Genomic DNA, 25,977 nt, shown 5'->3' on the forward strand with positions numbered 1-25,977 from the left:
AACCTGTGTTACACAAGGTGATTAAATTGAGTTAGGGGTTTCCCCCTCTCGCCGCTTTTTATATGGTCGGCTGCCACACTGGGCCACAAAGTGGCCGATAGCCAAAACTACAACTTACCCTATGTGAAAAGTCAAGGGTGTAATGAGAGTTTTTTCTCGCCTCTGTTTAGAAAGATCACGGGAAGTGAAAGTGCTGAATTCGAAAGAGTTGATGGGGCTTTCAACCTAAGTCGCTGTTCAGAAAGAAAGTTCCATGGAACTAAAATCCTAACACAGCATGAGACAGGGCTGTGAAAAGGGGATAGACTTTGCCCGTGCGCGGCTGCCGGTCAGGAGCCGCGCCGCCGCTGAGCTGGCCACACGGGACCCGTCGCGCGCAGCCGGTCAGGCGGAGCGCGGCGGCGGCCTCTCCTCCGCACGAAATTAGGTTGATGGCACCCGGCCTTAACCAAGATGAGATAAGGAGCGGTCCAGCGCGCTTCGGTTAGAAGGGCGCTGTCACCCCAAATTCACCACACACTCCCTCGCTCCGGGGCGCCGGTCAGGCAACCCGGAGCGACTGCCGGGGTTGGTGAGATGCTGACAAATGACCTGCCAGGAAAACGGTAAGAGGCTGGCAGTACCCCCTAAGGGTCTGATCCAATTGAACGCTGCTCTACTCTCGCAACCAATTTAACTGGTCTGGTGTAGCGGCTTCCCATGCTTTAATAAATCGAAGATGAGATGAGCAAATTCAGCCCTCTTTGCCTCACTCCCTAGGAATAGTTGTGCGTTGCCCCGGTGAATGTCGCTGCTTTCGATGATTGCGTCGATGAGGGCGTCGGGGAGATCTCCAATCAGTGCCTGTTCACGGGAGTTGTTGCTGACCTGTGCCATAACTCTAGTATTCTCGCGCAGTTTGTCTTTCACGGTGATGGCGTAGTTTAGGCGGTCCGTATCACTTAAGCCTTCTGTGTCGATCAACTCATTCAGGCGGGAGATGATTTGAGAGAGGAACTCTTCCTTTTTGTCTTTCGACTTGCCACTTCCCAGATCACTTGCGGGTGACAGTCCCTCGCTGCCATCACTTTCAAGGATGAGGTTTTGCTGGCACAGTTTGGACAGGCGGTAGTGGCTGAGCTCCACATTCCCTAGGTCAATCGGTCCATCTTTATCGGTATGTTCGTTTAGTAATGGCCTGAGGTTGCGGGCGAACAGACTGAGCTTTTCCAGTTCCTCGCTGTCATATTCGATGATTTGCGAGATGAACTCATAAAAGCGCACGAAAGACCCCAGATCTTTCTTGAAGATCTCCAGACCATCCTTTTCCCGTCTGCACTCCTTAAAGGTCTTTTCCGCATTGGCAATGAGAACTGCATCACCGGTACTTTTTGTACGTTCAAACAGGCTTTGCGCGTCCTGGTATGCGCTGCTTGCCGATTGATAACGACTGGTCCACCGCTGCACTGCCGGTTTGCAGATGTTGGAAAGGGCGGCAGTGCTTTTGTTTTTCTGGTAAAAGGCCTGCGCGAATTGCTCCACCTCGGTCCATAGGAAAATGCCGGAGCTGCGTAGTTTCTCAAAGATATCAAAGACCAGATCAGGATCAGAGACGCCCGTTAGCGCGGCTGTTTGATAAAACTCTTGAAAAGCGCTTAACACCTCATCGGGCTCATTGAAGAAGTCGAGGACAAAGGTGCCGCATTCGGCCTTGCCGGGATAGGTGCGATTGAGCCGCGATAGGGTTTGAACGCATTCAACGCCCGCCAGTTTTTTGTCCACATACATGGCGCAGAGTTTGGGTTGATCGAAGCCGGTCTGGAATTTGTTGGCAACGATCATCACCTGATAGTCATCGGTCGCAAAGGCCTTGCGCATGTCGCGGCCCTTCAGTCCGGGGTTCATATTTTTTTCAGTGAACTTCTCGCCCAAGAGTCCTTCGCTGTTGGGGTCGTTTTGAGAAAACTGGACGTCCCCAGAGAACGCCACCATCGCCTGAATTTTGTTGTAGGCCTTTTCCTTGATGTATTTATCAAAGGCCGTCTTATAGCGCACGGCTTCTTTGCGTGAGTTGGTAACCACCATGGCTTTTGCCTGACCGCCCAGCAAGCCCATGACATTGGCCTTGAAGTGCTCAACGATGACCTGCACCTTCTGCGAGATGTTGTAGTCGTGCAGGCGCACCCACTGGTCCAACATGACCTTAGCTTTTTTGCTCTCCACTTCGCGGTCTTTTTCGCGTGCTTTGAGGGCCAGTTGATAGGCGGCCTGATAGCTAGTGTAGTTTTTCAGCACATCCAGAATGAAGCCTTCTTCAATGGCCTGACGCATGGAGTAGACGTGATAGGCAAGGGGCTTGTTGGTTTTGGAGGGCAGTTCCTCTGGGTTTGGAGGACGGCCAAATAGTTCTAGTGTTTTGGCTTTTGGTGTTGCGGTAAAGGCAAAGTAGCTGAGGTTTGCGGAAGCGCGCCGCGCGGCGATTGTTGCCTCCAGCATGTCCTCGGGAGAAAGAGTCTCGCCGTCGTCATTGGCTTCTTTCATCAAGACTTCGCGCATTTGGCGGGCGGTGCTGCCCGATTGCGAGGAGTGGGCTTCATCGGCAATGATGGCGTAGCGCCGCTCTTGCAGGCTGGTGTTGTTCTCAATGGCGTCAAGAACATGGTTGAAGGTTTGCAGGGTGACAATGATGATGGGCTGGGAAGTTTCCAGCGCTTTTGCCAGTTTTTCGGACTTGGAGCCTTCGCCTTCAGCGCGGTTGATGCGGCCCACCACGCCGTCCACATGCTCGAACTGGTAGATGGTGTCTTGCAGCTGGGCGTCGAGCACCGTTCTGTCGGTGACGATGATCACCGAGTGAAACTGCTTGTCTCCGCTTTCGGTGTAGAGAGAGGAAAGCTGGTGTGCGGTCCACGCGATGGAGTTGGATTTGCCGGAGCCGGCACTGTGCTGGATCAGGTATTTGTGCCCAGCGCCTTCAAGCTTTGCCGCTCCAATGAGTTTGCCCACCACATCCCATTGATGGTAGCGGGGGAAGATCATGGTTTCTTTTTTGCTTTTCTTGCCCTGCCAGTCTTCTTTGTCTTCAATTTGCAGATGCATGAAGCGGGCGAGAATGTTCAAAAGATTATCGGGAGCCAGAACCTCGCGCCACAGGTATGCGGTGGCGTATTCATCCTTGTTTTCTGGCACATCATTGCCCGCACCGCCGCCGATGCTGCCTTTGTTGAAGGGCAGGAAGAAAGTGTCGGCGCCTGCCAGTTTGGTGGTCATGTAGACCTCATACTGGCTTACCGCAAAATGGACCAGCGCGCCGCGCTTGAAAGTAAGCAGCGGCTCGGCTTTTTTGGTGGCTGGGTCTACGGGCAGGCGGTCCCGTTTGTATTGGGTGACGGCGTTTTGTACCGCTTGCTTGAACTCGGATTTCAGCTCCAGCGTTGCCACGGGCAGGCCGTTGACGAACAGCGCCAGATCAATGCGCCAGCGTTTGGCCTTGGCTCCGGTCTGTGCTTTGTGCTCATCAGAGGCATAGGGGCTGTAGACCAGTTCGGGCACCACGCGCAGGCGGTTTTTGTGGTAGCGTGCCAGTGTTTGCGGGTTCAGGTCATGCTCGGGTTTGAACTGGACAAGGGAAAAGCGGGCATTGCGGTCTTTAATGCCGTGGCGCAACACGCCAAGGGTGCCAAAGGAGCGCAGTTGTTTGTCGGCGGCGCGTGGGTCGGCCTTGGCAAGCTGGCTGGCGACCCGTTCCAGAAATTTTTGCTCCGTATCATGAGGATGGTTTTTGGCAAATTTCTGCCAGTCCGCGTCCTGTGTCTCTTTCACAAAATCCAGCAGGTCTTCTTCATAGAGCGCAAGGGCGCGGTTGTAGCCTTTGGGAGCACCCAGCAGCCAGCCGCCCTCTTGCAGTTGGGCAATAATATCGTCTTGAAAAATACGTTCTTTGGTTTTGTCTGCAGAAAGGCTCATAAAATAAAATTCCGATAATCTATAATTCAGCGGGTCAGGCGGGTTCAGGCTCGGCAAAATCTTCCAATTGCTGAGCTTCCCATTGCTTGTAGGATTTTTTAGTGCCCACAAGTTTCCACTTTTCTAGGCCGTTGACGGAATAACCTAAGGCAACGCTTGCAGCCATGCTTGGGCTATTGAACGTATAGTCTTCCAGCAATGTGAGGTTTTCACCATTTGCTTGCACAAGATTATTTGCTTCAAGTTCTTGTCGTATGGCAAGTGCGCCCGGCCTGCGGCCTGAAACGCCTTCCCACACTCGCCTTAGCGTTGATCCTTTTTCAACGATAAACTCTCCATCTACGACTTGGGCAAATGCTTGGACGTTTGCTTTCGTACTAACCAGCTCGAAACGTGCATTTCCTGTAGAGCGATCATTTGCCGTCGAAGTTGCTAGGCGACGTTTGCTTTCCACAAACAGGTCAATGCCCAGCGCTGGCAGGATCATGGTGAGGTTCTCGAGGAAACCTTCCATGTTGGCGCTGGTGGCTTCAGAAATCTGAGGCATTTGGGGAGTGACGGCGTTTTCCAAAGTGATGCGGCCAACTGAGGTGGCAAGGGCGTAGCAGCGGGCCTCTAAATAACGCACGTGGGCTTTGTTGAGCTTGTTGTCGGCGGTGGTGATGAACACGGCCTTCGTCCACCAGTCGCGCTGGCTGTCATGGGAGCGGATGCGCTGGCCGATGTCCTCGGTCTCGCCGATATAGGCAAGGGGCTCGCCGTCTTTCTCGCCCAGCAGAATATAAATGCCCGTGTAGCTGGCCTCGGTGCGCTGCAGCGCCTGTTTCAGCTGGGTGCGGGGGACAAGGAGCACGTGGCCGGTCCAGTTGAACAGCTCTGCCACCAGCAGGCCGTCGGGGCGGCCATCGACAAAAAACAGCTCCAGTGATCGACCCTTGGACGCCATGCGTGCTTCTCCCCCGTAAGTTTTAGATGGATGCTGCTGTCAAACTTGCAGATTCTTGCGCAGGTTGAAAGTCGTCTTTTGGCTCTACCCAGTCCCGCACATCAATCTTGCCGGTGACAGCGGCGGAGATCAAAGCAGTACGGCGTTCTTTGAGGAGGTCGATTGCGGCTTGGGCCTTTATATTGACAACTGCATAGCGCTCAAGCATTGCGTCGAGCATTCGCACAATCGCTTTTTGTTCTTCAAGCGGCGGAAATGTAGCAGGTACTGCGCCAATCCGGTCAATATTTAGGTTGGCTTGCGTACTTTGAGTTGACGTTTGTTCTAAAGCAGGAAGCGCTGCGATAAAGCTATAACGCAAGAATTCAAGATCAATATTTCTTGTAGGTTTGAACCCTACCACACTATCTGGCGCGTAGGCTTCGAAGTCCAGTATTGCAGTGTCTCCGATGTTGGCAGCAATTGCCATAACAAGCGTACCAGCTGGGAATAGTTGGCTAATTAAACATCCTTTGTCATTGAGGGTTTGCTTAAATTCAGAAATCTTTCTACTTGCTCTAGCTATATCTCCAGTCTGAATAAAAGGCTTTGTCCCTCCATCATATAATGATGGATCATTTCGTGGGCGATGCCCAAATTTCCCTCTGTATATCTGCGTGGCGTAACGATAATTCTTAACCTCCCAATGCTCCGGAATATCGCCGAGCCAGTCGATGCCGGAGGGGCGGAGGGGGGCGTTTGGGTTCAGGCCTTTGGTGACCGCGTGAGAAATCACCGCCTGCCGCTTTTCTTCCAAAAGGACAATGAGCCGCTCCTGCCGCTCGATCAACCGGTCAATCTTTGCGGTTTCAAAATCGAGAAACTTGGCGATCTGTTGTTGTTCCGGGAGTGGGGGATATGGAAGTTTTAGTTTCTTGAGTTCACTCAAGCTGATCCGTATACGTGTGGTACCCGTTGATACAAGCTCTGCATTACGACGAACAGGGTCTGAGTTTACCGCCCAAATGAGAAATGCAAGGTCAACCAGCTTTGTGTCTGCTGTCATTTTAACACAGTCAGCTACGATAACATATTCGCTATAACGCTGATCAACTAGGGCAGCTCTTGCAACCGGGTCGGCCATTTTTGCGAACACTATATCTTCAGGCGTCGCAACATGCCTTGCAAGTTGTTCTTTTTTGTTATTCGAAATGAATTTCATGTTTCTAAGAACATGTTTTCCGTCTCGAATATTATTGAGCTGGACTAGAGGAACTCCTTCATCTTGGTACTCATTGCTTTTTAAATCGGAACCAAAAGGGCCATCAACAAAAGCGTTAAGTTCTCGACTTGCTAAGAGATTAAGGCTCTTAGCTTCCCAATGTGATGGTAGTTCTAGATCAAAATAATTTGAGTAAGAGTATTCGCTATATACCTTTGAAAGCCCAGCCATCAGGAGTGGACCTCCTGCAGCAGCTGCATAATCTCTGCGCTCACGGCGTCCAGCTCGGCGTCGATTTCTGCCAAGTCCCGTGGGGGCTGGTAGACATAAAAATGGCGGTTAAAGGGGATTTCATAGCCGACGATGCCGATCTCTTCGTCGCGCTCATCTTTCTTGCTGGCATCAATCCACGCCTCGGGCACATGGGGCGCGACTTCGCGGGCAAAGTAGACCTCATTGGCCTCATTGACGGTGCGGGTTGGGTCCAGCGGCACGTTTTCATTGTCGCGCAGGTCCCCATCCGGTTTGTATTCCAACGTTTGCCCGTGGACTGAAAACAGGCCGTAGGTGGGGTTCGCCTCCACGCCCTTGTGCACCTTCTTGACCACCGGCGCGGCTTGCGGGTTCTTCCAGCTCACGGCAGCGGTGATCTGCTTCTTTGCGCCTGTCTCCAGCTTGAGGCCGGTTTGCTTTTGCGCTGTTTTCAGCAGGCCGTCAAAGGTGTTCATGTCGTCAAACTGGTCTGTCCCGATGACCTTTTGCAAGGCCTTGGCGGCAAGCAGAATGGCCTTTTGATTTGCCCATGTCTCAAGCTTCAGAACATCCTTAATGTGCTTTTCCTTCAGCTCCGCAAAACTCGCTTTGATGTGGGCGCGGATTTCCGCAGTCAACTGGGACAGCTCGCCATAGTGCGGGCAATCCGGCGCGTCGGACCAGTTCTCGCCATAGGTCTCATAGATCCACTGCATAACAGCGCCCAGCGGCTTGGGGGCAAAGCGCAGGGCGGCAATTCGTTCATCAGAAAACTGGAAACTTTCGCGCAACGGACGCTCGATGGTGAGGCGGCGATAGCCGAACTCATGGGTCTGGAAGATTTTCGCAGCAAAGGTTTTGGGCGTGTCCTTCTTGCCGTTTGCCGATTTGCGCCCACGGGTGCTGGCAGGCTCCTCCGGCTTGTCCAGCGTGCGGGCGTCCACCACCTCGAACGCGCCAAAACAGCGGGTGATGGTGGCAATGTCCCCCTCATTCATCTGGTTGCGCTTGGAGCCGAGGGATTTGCGCATTTTGGAAGAAAGGTTCGCCCCGTTGATGAGCTGCACCTTGCCTCGCCGCTCCGCGCTTTTCTTATTGGAAAGCACCCAAACATAAGTGGCAATGCCGGTGTTGTAGAACATATCCGTTGGCAGAGCGATGATGGCTTCCAGCAGGTCGGCCTCCAGAATATAGCGGCGGATTTCACTCTCGCCCGAGCCTGCGCCGCCGGTAAACAGCGGCGAGCCGTTCAAAATAATGCCAATGCGCCCGCCGCCCTCATCCGCGCCGCGCATTTTGGAAATGAGATGCATAAGGAACAACAGGGAGCCGTCTGAAACACGCGGCAGGCCGGGGCCAAAGCGCCCGTCATGACCCTTGCCGGAGTGCTCCTTCTTGATGTCACCTTCAATCTTCTTCCAGTCCACACCAAAGGGCGGGTTGGAGAGCATATAGTCAAACTTGTCGGCATAAAGCTGGTCTTGGGAGAGGGTGTTGCCCAGCTTGATATTCTTGACCTCCTGCCCCTTGATCATCATATCCGCTTTACAGATGGCATAGCTTTCCGGATTCAGCTCCTGCCCAAAGGCGCGCATGGTTGTTTGAGGGTTCAGCTCGTGCACATACTCCATGCCGGAAGAGAGAAAGCCGCCGGTTCCTGCGGTGGGGTCGTAAATGGTGCGGATGATGCCGGGCTTGGTCAGGGCGTCGTCATCTTCCATAAACACCAGCGAGGTGGTGAGGCGCACAATATCGCGCGGGGTGAAGTGCTCCCCCGCCGTCTCGTTGGAGCCTTCCGCAAAACGGCGGATCAGCTCTTCAAACACCAGACCCATTTCATGGTTGGAAACTTTGGCGGGGCTGAGGTCCGCTTCGCGCACTCTCTTCACCACTTTGAAAAGCAGGTTGGCTTCACTCAGCTGGGCGATGAACTCGGCAAACTTGAAGTGCTCGAAAATCTCCCGTGCATCCTTGGAAAAGCCCAGAATGTAGCTCTCCAGATTATCCTTAATGCCAGCTTCCCCCAGCTTGGAAAGGTCCATTCTGGACGTATTAAAAAAGCTCAGGCCAGCGGCGCGGGTAAGCAGCGTTTCCTTTGCCGTCTCGGCCATGCCAAGCGCCTCGATTTCCTTCGCTTTTTTCAAAACCTCCGCCTTGGTTGGCTCCAGCACACATTCCAGACGGCGCAGCAAGGTGAACGGCAAAATGATGCGGCCATACTGGCTTTGCTTAAAATCCCCCCGCAAAAGGTCGGCCAAAGACCAAATGAACGAGGCAAGATTATCGGAGGTATGAGACATGGGCGCGGAGGAACCTTCTACAGATACTGCGTAAACTAACTGAGTAAATCAACACCGCTGTATTTAAATGAAATCCCGCGCATTAGAAAGGAGGAGAATTCATTAGGCAGTGTATAGGGGAGGAGGGGAGATCATCTAAGCATGAAGTACATAGCGGCCCAATACCGCTATGTCATTCACTATAAAAAGTATATGCCTAGCCGTTTCGAAGTGACAACAGCCAGAACTCTTAGCTTGAAACATTCGATAATTTATCGAGACAAAAACTAAGGGGAGTGTTCTTTGGTAACGCGCAGTAGCCTTTTGACCTTAGTGTTTCTTCTGGAACGAGACCACCACCGATTAAAATTAGAAGGTAGTTGTCCAAGGGGGGCAAATGTTCCTCTGAATTTGCAACTATCTGATTGATAGGCGCAGTCTCCTGCGCATTTAAAAGCGGCAAAGTTATCGCGCCTTCCGCTCCTTTAGGGTATTCATTGAGATAATGCTTTACGCCCCAGACAGGGCTATTGAAGAAAAGGTTATAATAATTCGTATTGAATCGATCTTTCTGTATTTTCAACCCTGCCAACTCTACTTTCCCAGTACGTGTATCTGCATAAATCTCCTTCATTACACCATAAATCTCAGGCCATCTTTCCGCTTCAACAGTCGCACTTAATGAAAGAATAGACTTGTTTTTGTCCACTACAATAAAGTCGGTACGTGGATCGTAAGCTGCTCGCAATTTCTGTCGAATTATGCGGAACATCTCGGAACCAGAGTTGCCTCCGATATAGTCCAGTAACAGATTTGCGCCGATCTGATCGTCCGCATCCTCAAACTCTTCGGCTTTAATAAACAGGATCAACATCTCGGAAGTTTCGGGATCTGCGAAATGTATTGTTCCAGTTGGTAAAGCAAAGGGTCGCTCGGCAGAGCCAGTCAGCGCAGCGGCCCATTCAGTGAAACTAAACTGACGGCGTGTTTGGGGAAGCTTCATGAGCAGTTGTTCGACATGGTGCTCTACGTCTTTATTTCCAGACCTCAAAATAACCTGATATGGCTGGCCGAAACGGATGTCACTATCACTCTCATCGACAACCACATTATCGGGTTCGAAATTAAGGTAATGAAAGACTTCGTCTATAACATCAGAGGATCTTCCGGTCTTACTAGAATTTATAAGACGGATTTTTTGAAGCTCCCTCTCATACCAGCTTTGTGAGTAGTTCGCTTCAATTAAGAGGCTCTCAAGATAGTCAAGTGTTTCTGGAAAAACTTCGTCTGGCGCAGACACCGTAAGCAACAGATTTTGACCATTTGTACTGATGTTGTACTCGATCCCCTTTGTGCGACGGTAAGTGGACCCTTCAGAGGAGGAGTGGGACATTGTCCCGCCTGACATTACACTTGAGAGGCCGGCCATTAAAACCTTTGCGCGATTTTGCGTCGGAGGATTTACCTGCCAAACAAGGGTTATTGCCGAAAGTCCGTTGTGAAGTGGAGAAAGATAAGAGAACTTTGCTATATCGTTTGCTGCAATGAGTTCGGCCCGCACCTGATGTGCGGATATTAAATACAAAAGCGCCAACAAGGAGGAGGTCAATGTGTGTTTGAATACGTGCATTTTAATCTACTCTTTTGGCTAAAATGACTGACGTTGCAGAAGGTTTCATGACTGTTTCGATGAAATCAATAACTTCCTGATCTGTTGTACGGGTTAACAAGTTAGCGAAAACTGAGGGGCTAACAGGAGGAAAGCCATCCGCAGCTACATTTTTCAGGAAGGCAAGAAAATCCGTAGGTCGCCGTTTGGCGTGCAAGGCAGATGTCACTTCCTTCTGGCGGGCCTGATCAATCTCATGACTGCTGATTGGCTCATTCAACAAATTGGAGACGGTGTTAATTAGGGTGTTATGCGCTGCGTCTAAGCTGAAATCGGGCATTAGCTGTACATCTATGCTGAGTTCAAGATCAGCGTTCTTTACGAAGTGCAAGCCTATTTCATCGATGAGAAACCTCTGGTCTTCAAAGTGGAAAGCATTTTCCAATCTACTCATCAAAATATTGGTCGCGATAAAAAATGCACCCTGCATGTCGATGCTAGATGATCGATCTGCAAAATCCACGAATTTTATATATTGTACCGTATCCCGTGTTAACCTGTCCGTTTCTATGTATTCGACAGATCTAAGCTCAGGGTCAGGTTTCTGATCCAGCCAGTTTTTTTCAGGAACGGCTGAAGGTTCTGTGTCTCCAAATACACGCGCAACCAATTCGGCGGCGTTATCCGGCTGAATTTTTCCAGATACAATCAATGTAACATTTGAAGGAGCATAGTGCTTTTTGTGAAACTGATAGGCCTTTTCAACACTGAGTTTTGAAAGGTCTTCAACTGCATTATTTGCACGGCCACGTAAAGTTCCATACAGGTTTTGAAGAGCCATTCTCTTCAGCCAACGCCCTGAAAACTGTCTTTCACGAAGCAATGTTTCGCGCCGAATAATGTCGATTTCACTCTCCGCAAAATCTTTTGGCACATTTGGCGTGTCAAGAACAGCTCGTGATAGCCGTAGCAACAATTCAGCATCAGAGGGCGCACCAGAATTTGTATAAACCGTGGATACAGAGTCGGTTGTCGCATTGATATCGCGTTCTCTTGGATTGCTAAGTACTGTGGCATCTGAGGAGAAAGCGGTTAGGTGCTCTGTAAGATGGGCTGTGCCAGATGGTTCCGGATCGTCAAACATTCCAGAAAGTACGATCAATTGCACGTCGACGCGATTGAAGTCATCTGTTGGAACAACATAGGCAGCGTGTAACCCACCTCTATCTGTAAGCTCAATGACGCTTTGAGCCTGAACTGCCACCGCAAAGATTAAGAAGTAAAATGATAGAAACAAACGGACAAGGTGCATTATCATGAGCCTTTGAAAAGGTAATTTGATCAAAACTAACATCGTGATTTTTGAGGGTGCTTTGTTTTGCTAAACACCTGAATGATTGCAGCTGCTTCGAAAGTAGTCCTTCGTGAATATTTCAAAACGTGTTCTGCTGGAGAATAAGCCACCCTTCTATGTTACTCTTCACAGATGAGTTCAGTAACTGGAACTCGAGCACGCGCTGATGGCTGATCTGGTGCTTTGCCTAATCTTAGTGCGTTAATGAAACGGTGATCATCAGGGACACCATATGATTTGCAGCACACCGCGTTGGTACTCTTATTGTCTGCCAGTGCAGCCATGGGCCAACAGATGAAGCCAAATTTTGTAAGTAGTAACCAAAAACGATAAAAAGCACGGCCCGAGGCTACGCAACTTTCGTCTGCAGGTCTATGAAAGAGCGCTATCGCACTGGCGCTGGTTGTCTGTTTTTTCTCACTAAGAAGAATTTTGGTTAGCCCGAGAAAATGCAACAGCGGAAACACAGTTGCTCCCAAAACAATGCTTGCGCCAAAGCCCTCAAATCGGGTCATGTTCATGGCTTCAAGGTTCATCCCATCTAGGCTGTAGCGAGAGTGCTTACGGCATAACCGCATCCAGCTTACCAGTTCTGCTCGATAAGCTACCTCACTCATAAACCGAAGGCTGGATTCATCATTCAGCGCTGATAACTGAGCTATATCATTAGCATCGCTTACAATGATTGTATCTAACGTAGTTGCAGCCCATGTGTGCAGCTCCTCAAGCTTTTCCTTTTGGCAAGGAAGGAATTTGCTGCGCCATGTATAACGTTTAGCAGTATAGGGATACAATGGGTCTTGTCCTCTCCCCTTTTCGGAGATTTTGATGACTGCAACCAACTGGTTTTTGTCCTGTTCCCAAGACGAAGGATCAACCATCTGTTCCACGTCCGCCATATAACCCATCCCGGACAGTGCGATGAGCATTCCTTCGATAGTACACCCACAAGATAGTGCAATATCCATGAAGTGAGGATCGGCAGCAGGTAATGTGCGAGATAAGTCAACTAGCACCTCGATGCTTTTCGTTGAAAAGCGTCTCCACCGTGCCGGTTGAACATTATGGACAGTAGGAGCCAAGTTTGCTTGAGTAACCAGTTCTTTGAATTGACTGTCGGAAAGCACATGAACCATTTATGCGAGTGCTTTGCAAAAAAGATGGAGCTGATGTAGTGGTTGACCACCTGCCTTTTTAACCTGTTTCATGCTGGCATGGTTGCTATCAGAAATCCAAGTACCTCCGGTACTCTTATATCCTGCTTGTTTCATCTGTCTCATGACGTGTGCCAGCATCGTTGGGTTTACTCCCATATTTTGAAAACGAGGTAGCACTCCTTGCAAGATGATAATTGCCCGTTTTCGATTCATATGATGTTTTAAAAAATACCAAGGTGTCGACCAACGTAAACGTGATTTTGTTGCTTTAAGGAACGGATTCAAATCCGGTATTGCAATCACAACGCCAGCAGGTTCGCCCTTATAGTGCATAAGACATGATATTCTCGGATCTATAATCCATTTCATCTCTTTAGCTTGAAACTGAAATTCTTCTGAGGTTACAGGTACGAACATCGGATTATCGGCAAAGCTTGCATTCAGTATTTGACGTGCTTCCTCCAGCCTTTGGTGAAGGTTGTTTCGGGAAATTGGAGCGAAGCTAAATCCTTGCTTTAATAATGTTTGCTGCTTCTGTGTACTCGACATTCTGGAAGTATCTAGTGCAGTTAGGTCAATCTCGATTGTCTGCATTGGAAAGAAGCGTTCATATCCGTTTTGCTCAAGTATCGCTGGCAGGTAATCAGGACCATAGACCATGTCCGTGTAAGGCTGATGATTGAAACCTCCTGTTTGTATGCCAATCTGTTGCATTGCCGTCAGATTGAAATTTCCTGAAATGCGCCGCATACCTTTCTGTCGCGCGAAGTCTTCGGCTTTTGAGAGTAAAAGGCGTGCAACGTCCTTATCATTTACACAATCAAAAAAGCCAAAATATGCTAGGTCCGGATCGTGCAGAATCTGCGAGGCTCGGTGAATATGTGCTGTTATCCTTCCTACCGGAAACCCGTTCTTGATAGCTGTGAAAAAAGTAAAGTCACCGTCATTTTCAAACAGCGGATTCGTCTTAGCAGACAGAAAGCGACTGATATCGCTTTTCATTGGTGAAACATAGAGAGACTGGGCAGGGTAAGCGTGAAAAGGAACTTTAAAAAATGAGTGTATGTCTCTTTCAACTATTGTAATCATCAAACGAATTCACTTTTAGCAATTAGATAGGCGATACGCTGAAATACTACAAATTCCAAATCTCCAGTCGGAGAACTGGAGATATCTGGTAAATTAACTGCAAGGATCCGAAGGGGAGCCTGTCCAATCAACAGAATATGAGTTGCATCATACTTGGTAAATAGCCAGTCTATCTGGTCTTTATCTGGGTCCGACACTTCTCCCTTTGTCAACGCTTGTGGTTTGCGCAGGACGACCTTATCGGAAAAGACTTTTTGCAATATTCCAAGATTAAATTCTTCAAGGTCCTTCTGATCAAGAATAACTGAGGCGCTAAAGGGAGAACCGGGCTGCTCAAATCGAAGGAAGCATTCTAAACTGTCCATTGACCCGCCAACAGCATGGCGCAGTAAACCCAAATTGCGTTTGCTAGTCCAGTTCCAATGAGCTTCAAGCAACAATGAGAAAACCATCAGCAATGCAAGTATCATACTTGCGATTTGTAATTGACTTTCTGTTGCGAGCGGCACGAACACGTTGAGGCTCCAGGTCGCTATGACCGTAATCACGGCCATAAAACTCAAGGAAATAAATGCATCCTTATGGCTTAAGTGCGCTCGACTTAACGTAACGGTCAACCAACATGTGAACAGCACCGCAATACCTGAGAGGCGAGCGGGAAAGAGGGTGTTTAATTTGGCAAAGTCGGAAATGAGAAGTGGCAGTATAAAAATAAGCGCTAAGGCGAGGCGTGAAATTGCTTGATTTTCCTCTGCCCTTAACGAGTTTTTGTCACGCATGACAACCCAATATGCCGCGAATACAAAGGAAAACGCTTGGAGTAAAAAAAGGAAATGAGTTCTAATAGAAGCGGTAAACGTGCCTGGTATTAGGGCGAAAAAAAGCAATATCACTGTGCCCACTGACATAAACCATTTACTCCATAAAGGAGCATGTCGGCGCAATAATGCCTCGGTGAGTAACAAGACGCTTAAGGGAATGAGGCTCGCAATTACCACCGTGACAACTGCAAAACTTGCAACCCCTGTGTGCCATTCAATCGTTCGGGTAAGCATAACCCCTGAAATCAAATAGAGCACCCATAAGAAACGCCTGATGAGATAGTCATTGTGGCTACGCTGTTTTAGTGTCGAGATCAACACAAGTGCACCAGTAAACGCGGAAAGCGAAATTACGCTATCTACTAAAAGATTAGTGCCGTCCATCTCACGCTCCCAGCACTTTATTCAAAAAACGCCTCACCAGTGGGCGCAATAGAATTGCAAGCCAATCAGGTTTAGGACGTTCTATGCATGCCTTATAGGGGTTGAAGAAATAACCTTTGCAGTCCACTGCGCTGGGTTGAGCTAAAATAACTGCGAAGGCTTCATAGCTCATCAACATGCCTGTGGTGATCACCATTGGGGCGAATGACATGCGACTTCGCGTCCCTGTAGCAACTTCTCCAGCCATCTGAAGATCAACATAATGCCGTGAGGAGGAATGTAGGACAATATGCTCTGCTTCCCGCAAGAATGACTGCGTACGCTGTTCTTCACTTAAGGCATTCCATTCCGTCGTAAGTGTCGGGTAACCCAACCGTTCTTCGGGTGTCTGATCACCGGGGGCTGTGACATAAACGGATGGCAACGGCGAGGCATAAGCATCAATAATCGTTTTGCCGTGTATCCTTGCTTTCCGGTAAAGCAACAGCGAACCGCTCAAGTCATCACAACCATTGATAATCACATCACTTTTTTGCAAGATTAGATCAATGTGCTCAGGCCAATCTCTATGATAAACTTCCACGTTAATACGCGGATTGATTTTCAAGCATGCTTCTTTGGTCGCCTCAGCCTTATGCTGATCAATGGTTTCGAGCGTGGCAAACAGCTGCCTGTTCAAATTGGAAACTTCAAAGCCATCTAGATCCGCAATAATCAGGTTTCCCACACCAGCACGCGCTAACGACATGATACAGGCCCCCCCCATGCCGCCAGCCCCACAGATAAATACAGTTGCGCCTGCCAGCTTTTTTTGCTGATCAGCCGTAAGAAATCCAAGATTACGTTTCGTAAACTCATCATATTCAAAGGGGGGGGGCATTTTCATTGCGGCCTTAGTGTTTTCCAATTGCGAGAACTGTCAAACCAGTGGAGCACTGGCAGTAATAGGCGCTGTAAAAGCACAAAACAGGCCGCTGTCAACAATGAACGTAGAGATTTACGTGGGACTTGGTCACGTATATACCGTTGGGCTGCAGCGAGGTCGATCTTGCCTATCTGCAAAACATCGTCACCGCGCTCATAGTCCAATACTTCTTTGCAATAGGCATTGAACACCGGATCCCGATGGGACGTAGCGTCTACAAATCTTTTTTTAAGGCTGTCAGATCCCCCTGTGTATGCATCCGTTATGACAGATTCGTGCTCCTTGAAGCCCGCTGTTTCATCAACACCAAATGCAGAGCGGTGATTCATCATAATAGATCGACTGAGTAGAAGGTGCATCAAGCTTTGCCGGGTGCCTTCCCCAGGATTGGGATAGACCTGAGAAAACGTGTTGGAGACCATGCCAACAACGGCAGGCACTTGCGTTACATTGGAAACCCAAAGCGGGCGGAACTGGTTTCGCAGGAATAATAGGAAACATGTTAACCCGTAGAGCACCCAAGAAAGGCCATGACGCTGCTCCTCGGGGTCTACCATCACTAATCCAAGGTGTAAAACTTCATGCTTTACCCCACCCAAGTCACAAGGCATAAACCTCAGGGCATTAAAGGCGATAGGGTGATTATCTGCCCTTCTGTAAATCACTGTTATGACTACGTGTTCTAAGATCTCGATGTCTTTTGAAAACACACCATACTCAAGATCTTTTGCATCAAGCGTTTTACCCGCGATTAAATGCAAATCTTCACGCAAACGATCTAACTCGGTCGAAGTCATCCAAAGGCCGGGGCGCTCAACAATACGTGTCTTCAGGTGAGGTGAATTGTTTATCTTAATATCAATGTGCTTTTGTGCAAGCAATCGAAGCCACTTTAGACGCAATCTACTCTCCGGAAATGAAACATAAAATTGAATTCTTAACGCAAGATAGGTTCTATTGTGAAGTGCTAACTTGGGTTTTATGCAAAGTTCAACCTAATGTCTTTACCACTTTCTTTAAAGCGGCCTTGAAAGGGCGTAAGCCACCCCAGTCACTTTCCGATGTTAGATTATAGCTCATGTCGATTTCCAAAAATCCATTATCCAGATAGGGCCGAACTTTCGGTAGACGGGTCAAGGCATACCGGATCGCTTTAGCAAGTGGAAACTTGTTGGAGATCTTTGGGAGTTGTGTTTGCAGCCAGACTTCCAGTTCATCTAGAACCGGTTTTGCATCTTGTTGGCGAACGACTTGCCGTTCCTCGGTATGAGCCTCCCCCAAAGAAGTGGTCCACGTTTATGATTAGGAAAACGGAGGACTCGATATGGGAATCAAGAGACCCAAACCAGAAGAGATTGTCGTTAAACTGCGGCAAGTTGAAGTCCTGACGGGGCAAGGAATGGCGCGCATGGATGCGATCCGCCAGATCGGCGTTACCGAGCAAACCTATTACCGTTGGAAGAAGCAGTATGGCGGAATGGGTACGGAGCAACTCAAGGAACTGAAGCGGCTGCAGAAAGAAAATGAACGTTTGCGCCGTGCGGTCTCGGATCTGACACTGGACAAGCTGATCCTTACGGAGGCTGCAAAGGGAAACTTCTGAGCCCTGCTCGTCGCAGAGCCTGCATTAACCATATACGCAGTCAGGTGAAGGTTTCCGAGCGGCGTGTTTGTCGTGTTCTTGGTCAGCATCGCTCCACACAGCGTCGCTTCCCCAAAGGGCGAGCGGATGAAGATCAGCTGGTTGCAGATATGATTGAGCTGGCACGCCAATATGGCCGTTACGGTTACCGTCGCATTGCCGCTTTGCTCCGAGAGGCTGGATGGCAAGTGAACGATAAACGTGTTGAACGTCTGTGGCGACGAGAGGGGCTGAAAGTTCCCATGAAGCAACCAAAAAAGGGGCGGCTCTGGCTCAATGATGGGTCTTGCATACGTCTCCGGCCACAGTATCGCAATCACGTGTGGTCCTATGACTTTGTCCATCATCGCACTGATGATGGCAGGGCATTCAGAACGTTGAATATTTTGGATGAGTATACGCGTGAATGCCTTGCTATTCGGGTGAAGCGAAAGCTGAATGCGAGCGAAGTCATCGATGCGCTGACGGACCTGTTTATCCTGCGCGGCATACCTGCCTATATTCGTTCAGATAACGGCCCGGAGTTCGTGGCGGAGGCGGTTCAAAAGTGGATCAAATCCGTCGGAGCCCAAACAGCCTACATTGAGCCAGGATCGCCTTGGGAAAACGGATATTGCGAAAGTTTCAATGGGCGAATGCGTGATGAATTATTGAATGGAGAAATCTTCTACTCGCTACATGAAGCTCAAATAATCATAGAACGCTGGAGGAAACACTACAATACCAAACGACCGCATAGTGCTCTGGGCTACCGCCCTCCAGTTCCGGAAGTCATTATTCCGATAGACCAAAGGCCAACCATGCACTAACTTTCAAAGCGGACCACTCAAACGGGGCTGCTCAGGGGGATTGTGGGTTCAGAGATCGCGCTACGAGAAGATTTTATTGCAGGAGACCTGCGAAGCTTGGCTCGAACCAGCAAAGGCAGCCATCAATCACGAGGTTTACTGACACTTTCGCTCATTTGCGATGGAGGCTCTCGCGCTGATTGAAGTGGTCCGCTTTGTTTGGGCAGTTACCTTGATTTTAAGCGTATACGCTCCTTGCCACACCGCTGGCTCAAGGAACTGCGGTGTGTGGTTTAGTAAGCTTGATCCGGTCTCTTACCGTCAAGCGCAGAATGCGGCCTTGTCTCATTCAAGTGCGTCACGCATTTCTTTGGCAAGGCGCTCTTCCTGTTTGTGTCTCAAACCGGAGAAACGGGTAAGTAACACATAGGTTGCGGGTGTCACGAATAAGGTGGATATAGTAGCAAATCCTAAGCCGCCAACAATGACCCAGCCAAGCTCAGAGCGAGCCTCGGCACCGGCACCAAATGCTATGATAAGCGGCAGGCCGCCCAGAACCGTTGAAACAACTGTCATAATGATAGGGCGCAGACGCAAAATACATGCATCATGTACTGCATCGTGGATAGACTTACCCTGTTCTCTGAGTTGATTGGCAAATTCTACAATTAAGATTCCATTTTTTGCCATAAGGCCAATAAGAAGAATAATACCTATCTGACTGTAAACATTTAACGATCCACCCGTTATTCCAATGGCGATTACGGCGGAGGCCAAACCGAAAGGAATTGTGACCAAAATTATTGCGGCACTCACAAAGCTTTCAAACTGTGCCGCAAGTACAAGGAATACAACAAGGACAGCGAAGCCGAACGTGAGAAGCATACTTTGAGATGTTTGCTCCAGAAGGGCCGCTTCACTGAGCAGTTTAATGTGCACACCCTCGGGCTGAATACTACTAGAAACTTGGTTCAGGTCTATAATTGCCTGAGCCAAATCATAGTCATCACTAAGACCAATGGAAACAGGTACGGCCCGCTGTTGGTGCTCTCGAGTGAGAGTTGGAGCCACGGCCTCCTCTTCAATTGTAATAATTGAAGACAAAGGTAACATAGTCCCGTTGCCTGAGCGCATAAAGATATTTTCCAAGTCCCGCGTTGAGCGAATGGGAAACCCGCCAGCTTCGATAACCATTGGTATACCGTCATCTTCAATGAAGAGGTCGGCAACCTCACTGCCATCTAAAAGTATGCGCAGATTATTGGCTACCAACTCCTCTGAGATACCGAGATCTTTAGCCCTCTCACGATCAACACTGACTATAAGTTGTGGTTGTGTTTGCTCATAGGAAATACTGACGCGACTAATTTTATCCCCGAAGCGGCGTTCCATCTCAGCTGCTATTTCCTCTGCAGTTTTTGACAGAACGTCATAGTTGGTCCCTGTCACTGCAAAACTTAGGCCTGAACCTGCACCACGGATTCCCAGTGTATTGGGTTGAATGAGATAGACACTGACACCCGGAATCTTGTTCAGTTGCGAGGACATTTCTGTAACAATTTGCCCTTGTGTCCTGTCACGTTCGGACCACTGAGCAAGCGGCATTACCATAAAACCACTGCTGGAACTGCCTCCCCTTCCAACGATCGTTAATAGCGTGGCAGCTTCCCCACTCTCGATGTACTTATTCGCGACTTCTTCCACCTGTGAGATTTTTGAACGGGTATACTCCAGGCTGGAACCTTGCTCGGTTTCCACGCGCATCAGTATAACAGATCGATCTTCAGGCGGGGTCAGTTCACTTGGGAGCCTATTATATTGCGTATAACCGGCGAGGCAAAATGCCAATGTTAGGAGCAAAGCAGTCCATGGATGGTTCAAAGACATACGCAGGATCTTAGAATACACGAATGCCAAACTTTGCCCAATGCTTGAAATCGCCAGCCATAGGCTGGATACCTTTCTGGTTTCAAGAGGAGCCCGTTTCTTTAGTATACGAGAGGCCATCATAGGCACCAACGTTATGGCGACGAAAGACGACAACATCACACATATGGCCAAGACGAAACCGAATTCGGAGAAAAGCCGCCCAACGGTGCCCGGCAGAAAAGAAATAGGAATAAAAACAGCGGCAAGTGTTGCGGTGGTGCTGATAACCGCAAAGAAAACCTCTCTAGTACCAAGTATGGCAGCAGCGCGTGGACCTTCACCTTTATCTACGCGTTTCGTAATGTTTTCCAAAACAACAATGGCGTCGTCAACGACCATTCCTGTGGCCAGTAGCAGGGCAAGCAGCGTGAGAATATTGACTGAAAACCCGGCAAACCAGATACCAATGACGGCTCCGACAAGTGCGACCGGTACCGTGACAGCGGGAATAAGTGTGACCCTAAAAGAGCCAAGAAAAAGAAGAATAATTCCAATAACAATGAGCGTTGCCAGAGTTAAGCTGAAGAGGACCTCTTTGAGAGCACTGGCGATAAAGATGGCATCATTGCTTGTTACTTTGACATGGACATGACTTGGAAGTGTCTTCTGCATATCCGCAACGACTTTGTGGACCTCCTCAGCAATATCGATAGTATTTGAACTTGCGGAACGAACGATGCCAAGGCTAATTGCCTGCCGTCCCCCGACATAGGCTCGCGACGTTGCTGTTTCGGGCCCATAACTGACAAAAGCCACATCCTTTATCCGAGTGGTGCTGTCTATTTTCACCATTGATATGTCGGTGGCACTTTGGATATCGCTGTTTGCCCGCACATATATTTCGTTGTCGGCACTTTTGAGCGTACCGGCTGATGTATCGGCAGCAAGTTTAGAAATAACATCTTCCAAGTCGGTCAAAGACAGGCCACGGCTGGAAAGGGCTGTTAAGTCTACAGCTATTTTAAAGACGAGATCTTGAGCGCCATATGTGCTCACACTGGCTACACCAGGTATGGCAATAAACTGGTCTACTATTGTGTTATCGACCAGGTCACTAAGCTCACCAATATTCATAGAGTCAGAATAGACGACAGCGCGAATAACGGGCTGTGCGTCAGCATCCGCCTTGATAACAATGGGCGTATCCGACTCATCTGGTAGGTCTTTCTCCAGTCGTGCAACCACATCCCGAATGTCATTTGCAGCTTCTTGCAAGTCAACAGTATCGGCGAACTCGACATTAACTTGGCTGCTGCCTTGTTTGGAGTTCGAAGATATCGATTGAATTCCCGAAACACCTGCCACTGCTTTTTCGACAATGCTCGTGACCTTCGCGTCGACGACTTCAGGCGGTGCACTGGAGTAGGTTGTCCTCACCGAAATGATAGGCCTATCAACATTTGGCATTTCGCGGACTTCAACAGCAAGTAAGGCTGCGATACCGGCGACGACCAGAAGCAGGTTCAAAACTATTGCCAGAACGGGCCGTCGCACGCACAGTGCATAAATTCCACTGAGGTCAGTTGGAGACTTGGGGTGAGTTCTACTCGACATTTTTACGGGTTCACTTAGCTGTTTTAATTTGAGACACTCATCCAGCAGGGCGCTGTTGATCTAGGTTTACGTTCCCTATTGCCGTCGAGTTATCTAAACTGTCATTGTCAGGAACTGTCAGTTCCTGGCCCGCTTCAGTACTTAACGTGAGTGGAGTATTTTCGCGCATCCGCAGGATGGTTTCAGTTAGGACAATTTCACCGGGCGTAATATTGCCCTCTACCAGAACACTTTCCGGATTTCGTTGGATGATCCGTACATATTCTCGGGTTGCCTTCCCTTGTCGCGAGAGCCAAATATAGGCACCGTTATTGTCCCAACGAAGAGCCTGGGACGGAACAGAGGGCCATTCCTCACCCTCAAGTAAGACACGCACATCGAATGAGAGACCCGCTACAAGTAGCCCATCCCCATTATCAACGCTTGCTTGTATTTTGAGGGTTCGCGAGAGTTCATCAACACGGGCAGCTATTGCACTCGTTTCACCTGTGAAGACACGGTCAGGCACTGCTTCAGCTCTAAGTTCAACTTGCGAGCCCAGCTTTACTTTATTGGTAAAGCGCTCTGGAACAACAAACTCTATTAGCAGCTGGCTTCGGTCATCCAATGAGGCAATACGGGTGGATTGAGTAACATAGTCGCCAATTTCCACGTCGATAATACCTAGAACGCCTCCAAAAGGCGCAACGACACTACGCCGTTCCAAGTTAAGACGGGCTCGGTCCCTTTCCACTTCGGCTTGAACTTGCGCCAAGAGTGCCTGATTCAACTGTACAGTCGTTATAGTTTTTGACTGTATCAAACTTTCAAATCGTTGAACCTGCTCTTTTGCCTCTTGCAAAATGGCCTCTGATTGACGCAGAGCCAATGTTTCCTCTTGGTTATCTAGCTCCAGAAGAATATCACCCTTTTCAACGTGTTGACCTGGCTTGGCGGTGATTTTCGAAATACGGCCTGAACTCTCCGGGTAAAGAGTAGTTTTTTTACTCGCGTAAGAAGTACCAATGGCCTGTATGCGATTATCGGCTGCTTCTAAGATTATATTTCTGGCAGTTGCAGCCATTGGCCGTGCACTGGAAGCTCCTTTTTTTGAGGAACTTACAGAGGCCTGAGCAAGTTGAGTGTCGTCTTCGCCTTGAAACTTTGAACTGACAAACTCAGGATATGCGTGGTAAAAAACTCCCAGAGATACCCCCAGCAATAGCACAAAAGGCAATATTGTTTTTTTTGACCATGGCATAAATTAGTCTCCAACCACCGCGCTCACATAACAATGAGGTCCACTTAACAGCCCGCCCGTAGGAAACTGATTGGTGGCTTTCCAAAAAGATACGTGCAAACTCAATTAAACCAGCTAAGTGTTTCAATTGAAAGATTGACCAGCTCACTTTCAAAGGGCCACGAGTGTACCCTAAACCTCCAGCTATGCTTGTTCTTAAATCTTCCTGAATTCAAGCGGCCCCTACTTAAAAATGGTAACGCTTTAAAGCTATGCTAAACTCAGGCGACAAATTGATACAAATTCATGCTGTGAGCCAGTATCCATTTTAGCCTGTTGCGGTTGAACGGCTATGAGCTGACTGTTTGATGTCATGTGGGAAGTGCTTCGGCACTGGTGCTGTTTGTTCCCGCCTCTCTCATTCACGTTTAAAGCGCAAAGAAAAAGGCAGGAGCGTTGGTGGTAAACTCAGCTGTTCCAGTCAGGCACTACGCGGCCTTGGCTTCCTTTGAGGAGGATACCCGTTCCCAGATATAGTCCACGGTTACGGACTTGAACGGTTTTTTGCTGAACTCTTCCCTGCAAATTTCATAGATAGCGTCATTAATCGGCGTCTTCACCCCATGCCGGCGCGCCAGCTGTAAAACGTAGCCGTTGATTGTTTCCAGCTCGGAAGTTGTACCACCATTCAAGATGATATCCTGCGCCATACTGGAGACCACCATTTTCTTGAGGTTTTTCAAGTAAGGCTTACGGGTCATAAAGCTGGGAAGGACACCGGCGGCAGTAATAAGCAGCCAGCTTGGCATGCCGCCCAGCTTGCTTTCCTTATATCCTGCAGCTTTCATCACCTTCATACCCTCATAGGTCATGCCCGTGAGAAGTTTTTGAAACGCGACGCTTTTTGAAAGGTCGTTTTCATGAAGCGCCACCAACGTGGTGAGAGAGTTTACAAGGTTGATAACAATTTTCGAATGAGCGGCGTCCTGATATTCTTTGCAGTAAAAGCTCTCCACCCCCTGGTTGAGCGCCGATACGATATCAGCAACATCTTGCTCCGGTATTCCGCCGTTGTGGCCAATGGCAATTGGGCCCTTTTTCTGGAAACCTGCAATACCGGCGCCGTCAACCCAAGCGTTATAGCAAACGACCCCATAAAGAACCCGAGTGAAGTATTTGGGTAAAATCTCCTGATTCTCAAGCCCGTTTTGCAGGCCAAGTACCGGAACATTAGCCCCGAACTTTTCTAGAAGTGCCTTTGAGACCCCATCCAGACTGTAGTTCTTTACGCATATGATGATCAGATCAGGCGGGCTCACATCCTCCAGATCATGCAGCACAGGTACCTTAATTTTAAAAGGAACGTCTTTCTGCTCACCCCAGTAAACGCAAAGACCTTGCGCGTTAATGGTGTCTGCAACGGCTTGCTTGTCAAACAGTGTAACAGCGTGTCCGGCCTCACCCAGCCACGCGGCAACTGTTGTTCCAATGGCACCCGCTCCAAAGACAAGGATATTTTTCTTAGACATCTAGAGCTCCATGGAATCGTGGGCCAGATCAAAGCAGGCGTTCATTGTGTCCGCATTGCGAAACTGGAAGGCGTTCTGTTCAATCTTCAAGGCCCTCAACTTATCTGCAATCGGACCTTGTCCCAAAGAGATCGCGGCCCCGTTAGCCGTCGATGATCTTTTGAACAGCGTCCCAAAACCTTTGGTGAGATTGAAAGTGCCTTTAAACTGCGTTTGGCTGGTCAACCGCTGGTTTCCAAGAATGGAATAGAGGTTGGAGCGAACATCAAAATCCTGAGGCTTGCCGCCCGTTGGAATTGAAAGGCGAAGGTATGGATCCTGACCGTCTACTGAGGCGGCAACATTGCACATTCCGCCCTGCCTTTGGATGTCGATTTTCTCGACCTCTTTTGGAAGGCCCCAAATCTTGCGGCCCCGAATACGGTTTTCCAGAGATGTTACGGGCATATGAAAAACGTAGTACCCGAACTTCTCGTGCTTATCGCCTCGGAGCATTGTCAGGATGGGGATATTCCGTGCGCCATCACATATCACGGGTATCGTCACAGCAATTTCGTTATAGGGTGCCACGTTCATGACATTGCGGTATTCATAACAAGAGAAAATGACCAGAGATCTCCCTTTAGTCATTTTCACCGGTTCCATACTTGGGTGAGGCATTATTGCCTTTGCGGCTTCATAGTCGCAATGGAAGATGGCAATCGCACAACTGGAATCGGCATAAAACGTGGGAAAGCGGTAGTCCTTGGCTATGCTATCATTCAGCTGAAGCGGTTCATCTCTTTCTCGAAGGTCAAACCTGCTAAAGAAGCTATTCTTAAATTGCTCTTCATTTGGAAGTAACTCTTCCTTGATGTTCAGGTTTACGTCCATTCCCGCCTCTTCGCTCTTATATTTTTATTGGTTAACAAGCACCAATAGAATCCTTTTGCGCCCACAAACTAACTTAGGATGTAAACACATTACAAGTACACGCCTGACGCGTTTAACCATTCCGGCAAAGAGAAGCCGTCCAACCCACCCAAAAACATTTCATATTTTGAAGTTGCCTTTCTTTTGACCAGATAAGGGAATAGTCACCTAGTACCGTACGGTACGGTACTAGGTTGGGTCATACATCACCAGCCGTAACGTACCTGCTGGCATGCCCCCGCTCACAGAGCAGCCCAAGCAAAACGCCAGATGACGCTACCAATATTCAACCGGAGGCAATGGCCCCTTGGTTTGAGACCCATAGGCCCAAGCCTTATCAGCTAAAAAAGAGTTCGCCGGAAGAATACGTCATCATCGAACGATTGCCGGAAAGGAATGAGCAAGACAACGCACAGCCAATCATTAGCTCAGCTTGAAACTT

Annotated in this window: 18 protein-coding genes; 2 read left to right on the plus strand and 16 right to left on the minus strand. The window is 48.9% G+C overall.

Annotation, left to right across the window (positions count from 1 at the left end; all coding sequences use genetic code 11):
- Window positions 1–277: 277 nt before the first annotated feature.
- Complete coding sequence (locus P6574_RS05875; RefSeq protein WP_310619442.1) at window positions 278–427, plus strand: hypothetical protein; 150 nt, start codon at window positions 278–280, stop codon at window positions 425–427.
- Between the two features lie 245 nt (window positions 428–672).
- On the opposite strand, the gene P6574_RS05880 is transcribed toward P6574_RS05875, so the two are convergent.
- The 12 genes from P6574_RS05880 to P6574_RS05935 form a co-directional block, all read right to left on the minus strand.
- On the minus strand, window positions 673–3,945 hold the full coding sequence (locus P6574_RS05880) for a type I restriction endonuclease subunit R (RefSeq protein WP_310619443.1): 3,273 nt from the start codon (window positions 3,943–3,945) through the stop codon (window positions 673–675).
- A gap of 34 nt (window positions 3,946–3,979) precedes the next feature.
- Window positions 3,980–4,891: a GIY-YIG nuclease family protein gene (locus tag P6574_RS05885; protein ID WP_310619444.1), complete on the minus strand. Its 912-nt coding sequence runs from the start codon at window positions 4,889–4,891 to the stop codon at window positions 3,980–3,982.
- A 22-nt stretch (window positions 4,892–4,913) separates the two neighbouring features.
- A complete protein-coding gene (locus tag P6574_RS05890; RefSeq protein WP_310619445.1) occupies window positions 4,914–6,323 on the minus strand; it encodes a restriction endonuclease subunit S in 1,410 nt (469 codons plus the stop codon).
- Complete coding sequence (locus P6574_RS05895) at window positions 6,323–8,644, minus strand: type I restriction-modification system subunit M (RefSeq protein ID WP_310619446.1); 2,322 nt, start codon at window positions 8,642–8,644, stop codon at window positions 6,323–6,325. The genes P6574_RS05890 and P6574_RS05895 overlap by 1 nt, the downstream gene beginning before the upstream one ends.
- A gap of 229 nt (window positions 8,645–8,873) precedes the next feature.
- Window positions 8,874–10,253, minus strand: a complete 1,380-nt coding sequence (locus P6574_RS05900) for an insulinase family protein (RefSeq protein WP_310619447.1) — start codon at window positions 10,251–10,253, stop codon at window positions 8,874–8,876.
- A 1-nt stretch (window position 10,254) separates the two neighbouring features.
- Window positions 10,255–11,586, minus strand: a complete 1,332-nt coding sequence (locus tag P6574_RS05905; protein ID WP_310619448.1) for a M16 family metallopeptidase — start codon at window positions 11,584–11,586, stop codon at window positions 10,255–10,257.
- Between the two features lie 119 nt (window positions 11,587–11,705).
- The gene (locus tag P6574_RS05910; RefSeq protein WP_310619449.1) at window positions 11,706–12,722 is read right to left on the minus strand and encodes a hypothetical protein; all 1,017 of its coding nucleotides are present in this window, start codon (window positions 12,720–12,722) and stop codon (window positions 11,706–11,708) included.
- On the minus strand, window positions 12,723–13,832 hold the full coding sequence (locus tag P6574_RS05915; protein ID WP_310619450.1) for a GNAT family N-acetyltransferase: 1,110 nt from the start codon (window positions 13,830–13,832) through the stop codon (window positions 12,723–12,725). It lies immediately after the preceding gene.
- Complete coding sequence (locus tag P6574_RS05920; protein WP_310619451.1) at window positions 13,832–15,037, minus strand: hypothetical protein; 1,206 nt, start codon at window positions 15,035–15,037, stop codon at window positions 13,832–13,834. Before P6574_RS05920 ends, P6574_RS05915 begins: the two co-directional genes overlap by 1 nt.
- Before the next feature lies 1 nt (window position 15,038).
- On the minus strand, window positions 15,039–15,923 hold the full coding sequence (locus P6574_RS05925) for a HesA/MoeB/ThiF family protein (RefSeq protein WP_310619452.1): 885 nt from the start codon (window positions 15,921–15,923) through the stop codon (window positions 15,039–15,041).
- Window positions 15,920–16,864, minus strand: coding sequence for a hypothetical protein (locus P6574_RS05930; protein WP_310619453.1), 945 nt, complete (start codon window positions 16,862–16,864; stop codon window positions 15,920–15,922). The genes P6574_RS05925 and P6574_RS05930 overlap by 4 nt, the downstream gene beginning before the upstream one ends.
- 88 nt (window positions 16,865–16,952) lie before the next feature.
- Complete coding sequence (locus P6574_RS05935; protein ID WP_310619454.1) at window positions 16,953–17,243, minus strand: IS66 family transposase; 291 nt, start codon at window positions 17,241–17,243, stop codon at window positions 16,953–16,955.
- 43 nt (window positions 17,244–17,286) lie between these two features.
- Here P6574_RS05935 and P6574_RS05940 point away from each other — a divergent pair.
- Window positions 17,287–18,413, plus strand: a protein-coding gene (locus P6574_RS05940; protein ID WP_310619455.1) for an IS3 family transposase whose coding sequence is annotated in 2 segments (ribosomal slippage) — window positions 17,287–17,551 and window positions 17,551–18,413 — 1,128 coding nt in all. Because the reading frame shifts where the segments join, the coding sequence is not laid out codon by codon here.
- 324 nt (window positions 18,414–18,737) lie between these two features.
- On the opposite strand, the gene P6574_RS05945 is transcribed toward P6574_RS05940, so the two are convergent.
- The 4 genes from P6574_RS05945 to P6574_RS05960 form a co-directional block, all read right to left on the minus strand.
- Window positions 18,738–21,875 (minus strand): efflux RND transporter permease subunit, encoded by a 3,138-nt coding sequence (locus P6574_RS05945; protein ID WP_310619456.1) that lies wholly within the window; start codon window positions 21,873–21,875, stop codon window positions 18,738–18,740.
- A 37-nt stretch (window positions 21,876–21,912) separates the two neighbouring features.
- Window positions 21,913–23,115 (minus strand): efflux RND transporter periplasmic adaptor subunit, encoded by a 1,203-nt coding sequence (locus P6574_RS05950; protein ID WP_310619457.1) that lies wholly within the window; start codon window positions 23,113–23,115, stop codon window positions 21,913–21,915.
- A 467-nt stretch (window positions 23,116–23,582) separates the two neighbouring features.
- Window positions 23,583–24,623 (minus strand): ketopantoate reductase family protein, encoded by a 1,041-nt coding sequence (locus P6574_RS05955; RefSeq protein WP_310619458.1) that lies wholly within the window; start codon window positions 24,621–24,623, stop codon window positions 23,583–23,585.
- Window positions 24,624–25,496 carry an acetoacetate decarboxylase family protein gene (locus P6574_RS05960; RefSeq protein WP_310619459.1) on the minus strand — a complete coding sequence of 291 codons (873 nt, stop codon included), beginning with the start codon at window positions 25,494–25,496 and terminating at the stop codon, window positions 24,624–24,626.
- Between the last annotated feature and the right edge of the window lie 481 nt (window positions 25,497–25,977).

It is taken from the genome of Pseudovibrio sp. M1P-2-3, assembly GCF_031501865.1.
Classification (GTDB): Bacteria; Pseudomonadota; Alphaproteobacteria; order Rhizobiales; family Stappiaceae; genus Pseudovibrio; species Pseudovibrio corallicola.

Excerpts from the sequence above, each read along its gene's own strand:
- P6574_RS05920 (WP_310619451.1), bottom strand. The coding sequence starts at position 15,037 with ATGGACGGCACTAATCTTTTAGTAGATAGCGTAATTTCGCTTTCCGCG.
- P6574_RS05895 (WP_310619446.1), bottom strand. The coding sequence starts at position 8,644 with ATGTCTCATACCTCCGATAATCTTGCCTCGTTCATTTGGTCTTTGGCC.
- P6574_RS05880 (WP_310619443.1), bottom strand. The coding sequence starts at position 3,945 with ATGAGCCTTTCTGCAGACAAAACCAAAGAACGTATTTTTCAAGACGAT.
- P6574_RS05960 (WP_310619459.1), bottom strand. The coding sequence starts at position 25,496 with ATGGACGTAAACCTGAACATCAAGGAAGAGTTACTTCCAAATGAAGAG.
- P6574_RS05885 (WP_310619444.1), bottom strand. The coding sequence starts at position 4,891 with ATGGCGTCCAAGGGTCGATCACTGGAGCTGTTTTTTGTCGATGGCCGC.
- P6574_RS05900 (WP_310619447.1), bottom strand. The coding sequence starts at position 10,253 with ATGCACGTATTCAAACACACATTGACCTCCTCCTTGTTGGCGCTTTTG.
- P6574_RS05950 (WP_310619457.1), bottom strand. The coding sequence starts at position 23,115 with ATGCCATGGTCAAAAAAAACAATATTGCCTTTTGTGCTATTGCTGGGG.
- P6574_RS05905 (WP_310619448.1), bottom strand. The coding sequence starts at position 11,586 with ATGTTAGTTTTGATCAAATTACCTTTTCAAAGGCTCATGATAATGCAC.
- P6574_RS05890 (WP_310619445.1), bottom strand. The coding sequence starts at position 6,323 with ATGGCTGGGCTTTCAAAGGTATATAGCGAATACTCTTACTCAAATTAT.
- P6574_RS05945 (WP_310619456.1), bottom strand. The coding sequence starts at position 21,875 with ATGTCGAGTAGAACTCACCCCAAGTCTCCAACTGACCTCAGTGGAATT.
- P6574_RS05910 (WP_310619449.1), bottom strand. The coding sequence starts at position 12,722 with ATGGTTCATGTGCTTTCCGACAGTCAATTCAAAGAACTGGTTACTCAA.
- P6574_RS05925 (WP_310619452.1), bottom strand. The coding sequence starts at position 15,923 with ATGAAAATGCCCCCCCCCTTTGAATATGATGAGTTTACGAAACGTAAT.
- P6574_RS05915 (WP_310619450.1), bottom strand. The coding sequence starts at position 13,832 with ATGATTACAATAGTTGAAAGAGACATACACTCATTTTTTAAAGTTCCT.
- P6574_RS05875 (WP_310619442.1), top strand. The coding sequence starts at position 278 with ATGAGACAGGGCTGTGAAAAGGGGATAGACTTTGCCCGTGCGCGGCTG.
- P6574_RS05955 (WP_310619458.1), bottom strand. The coding sequence starts at position 24,623 with ATGTCTAAGAAAAATATCCTTGTCTTTGGAGCGGGTGCCATTGGAACA.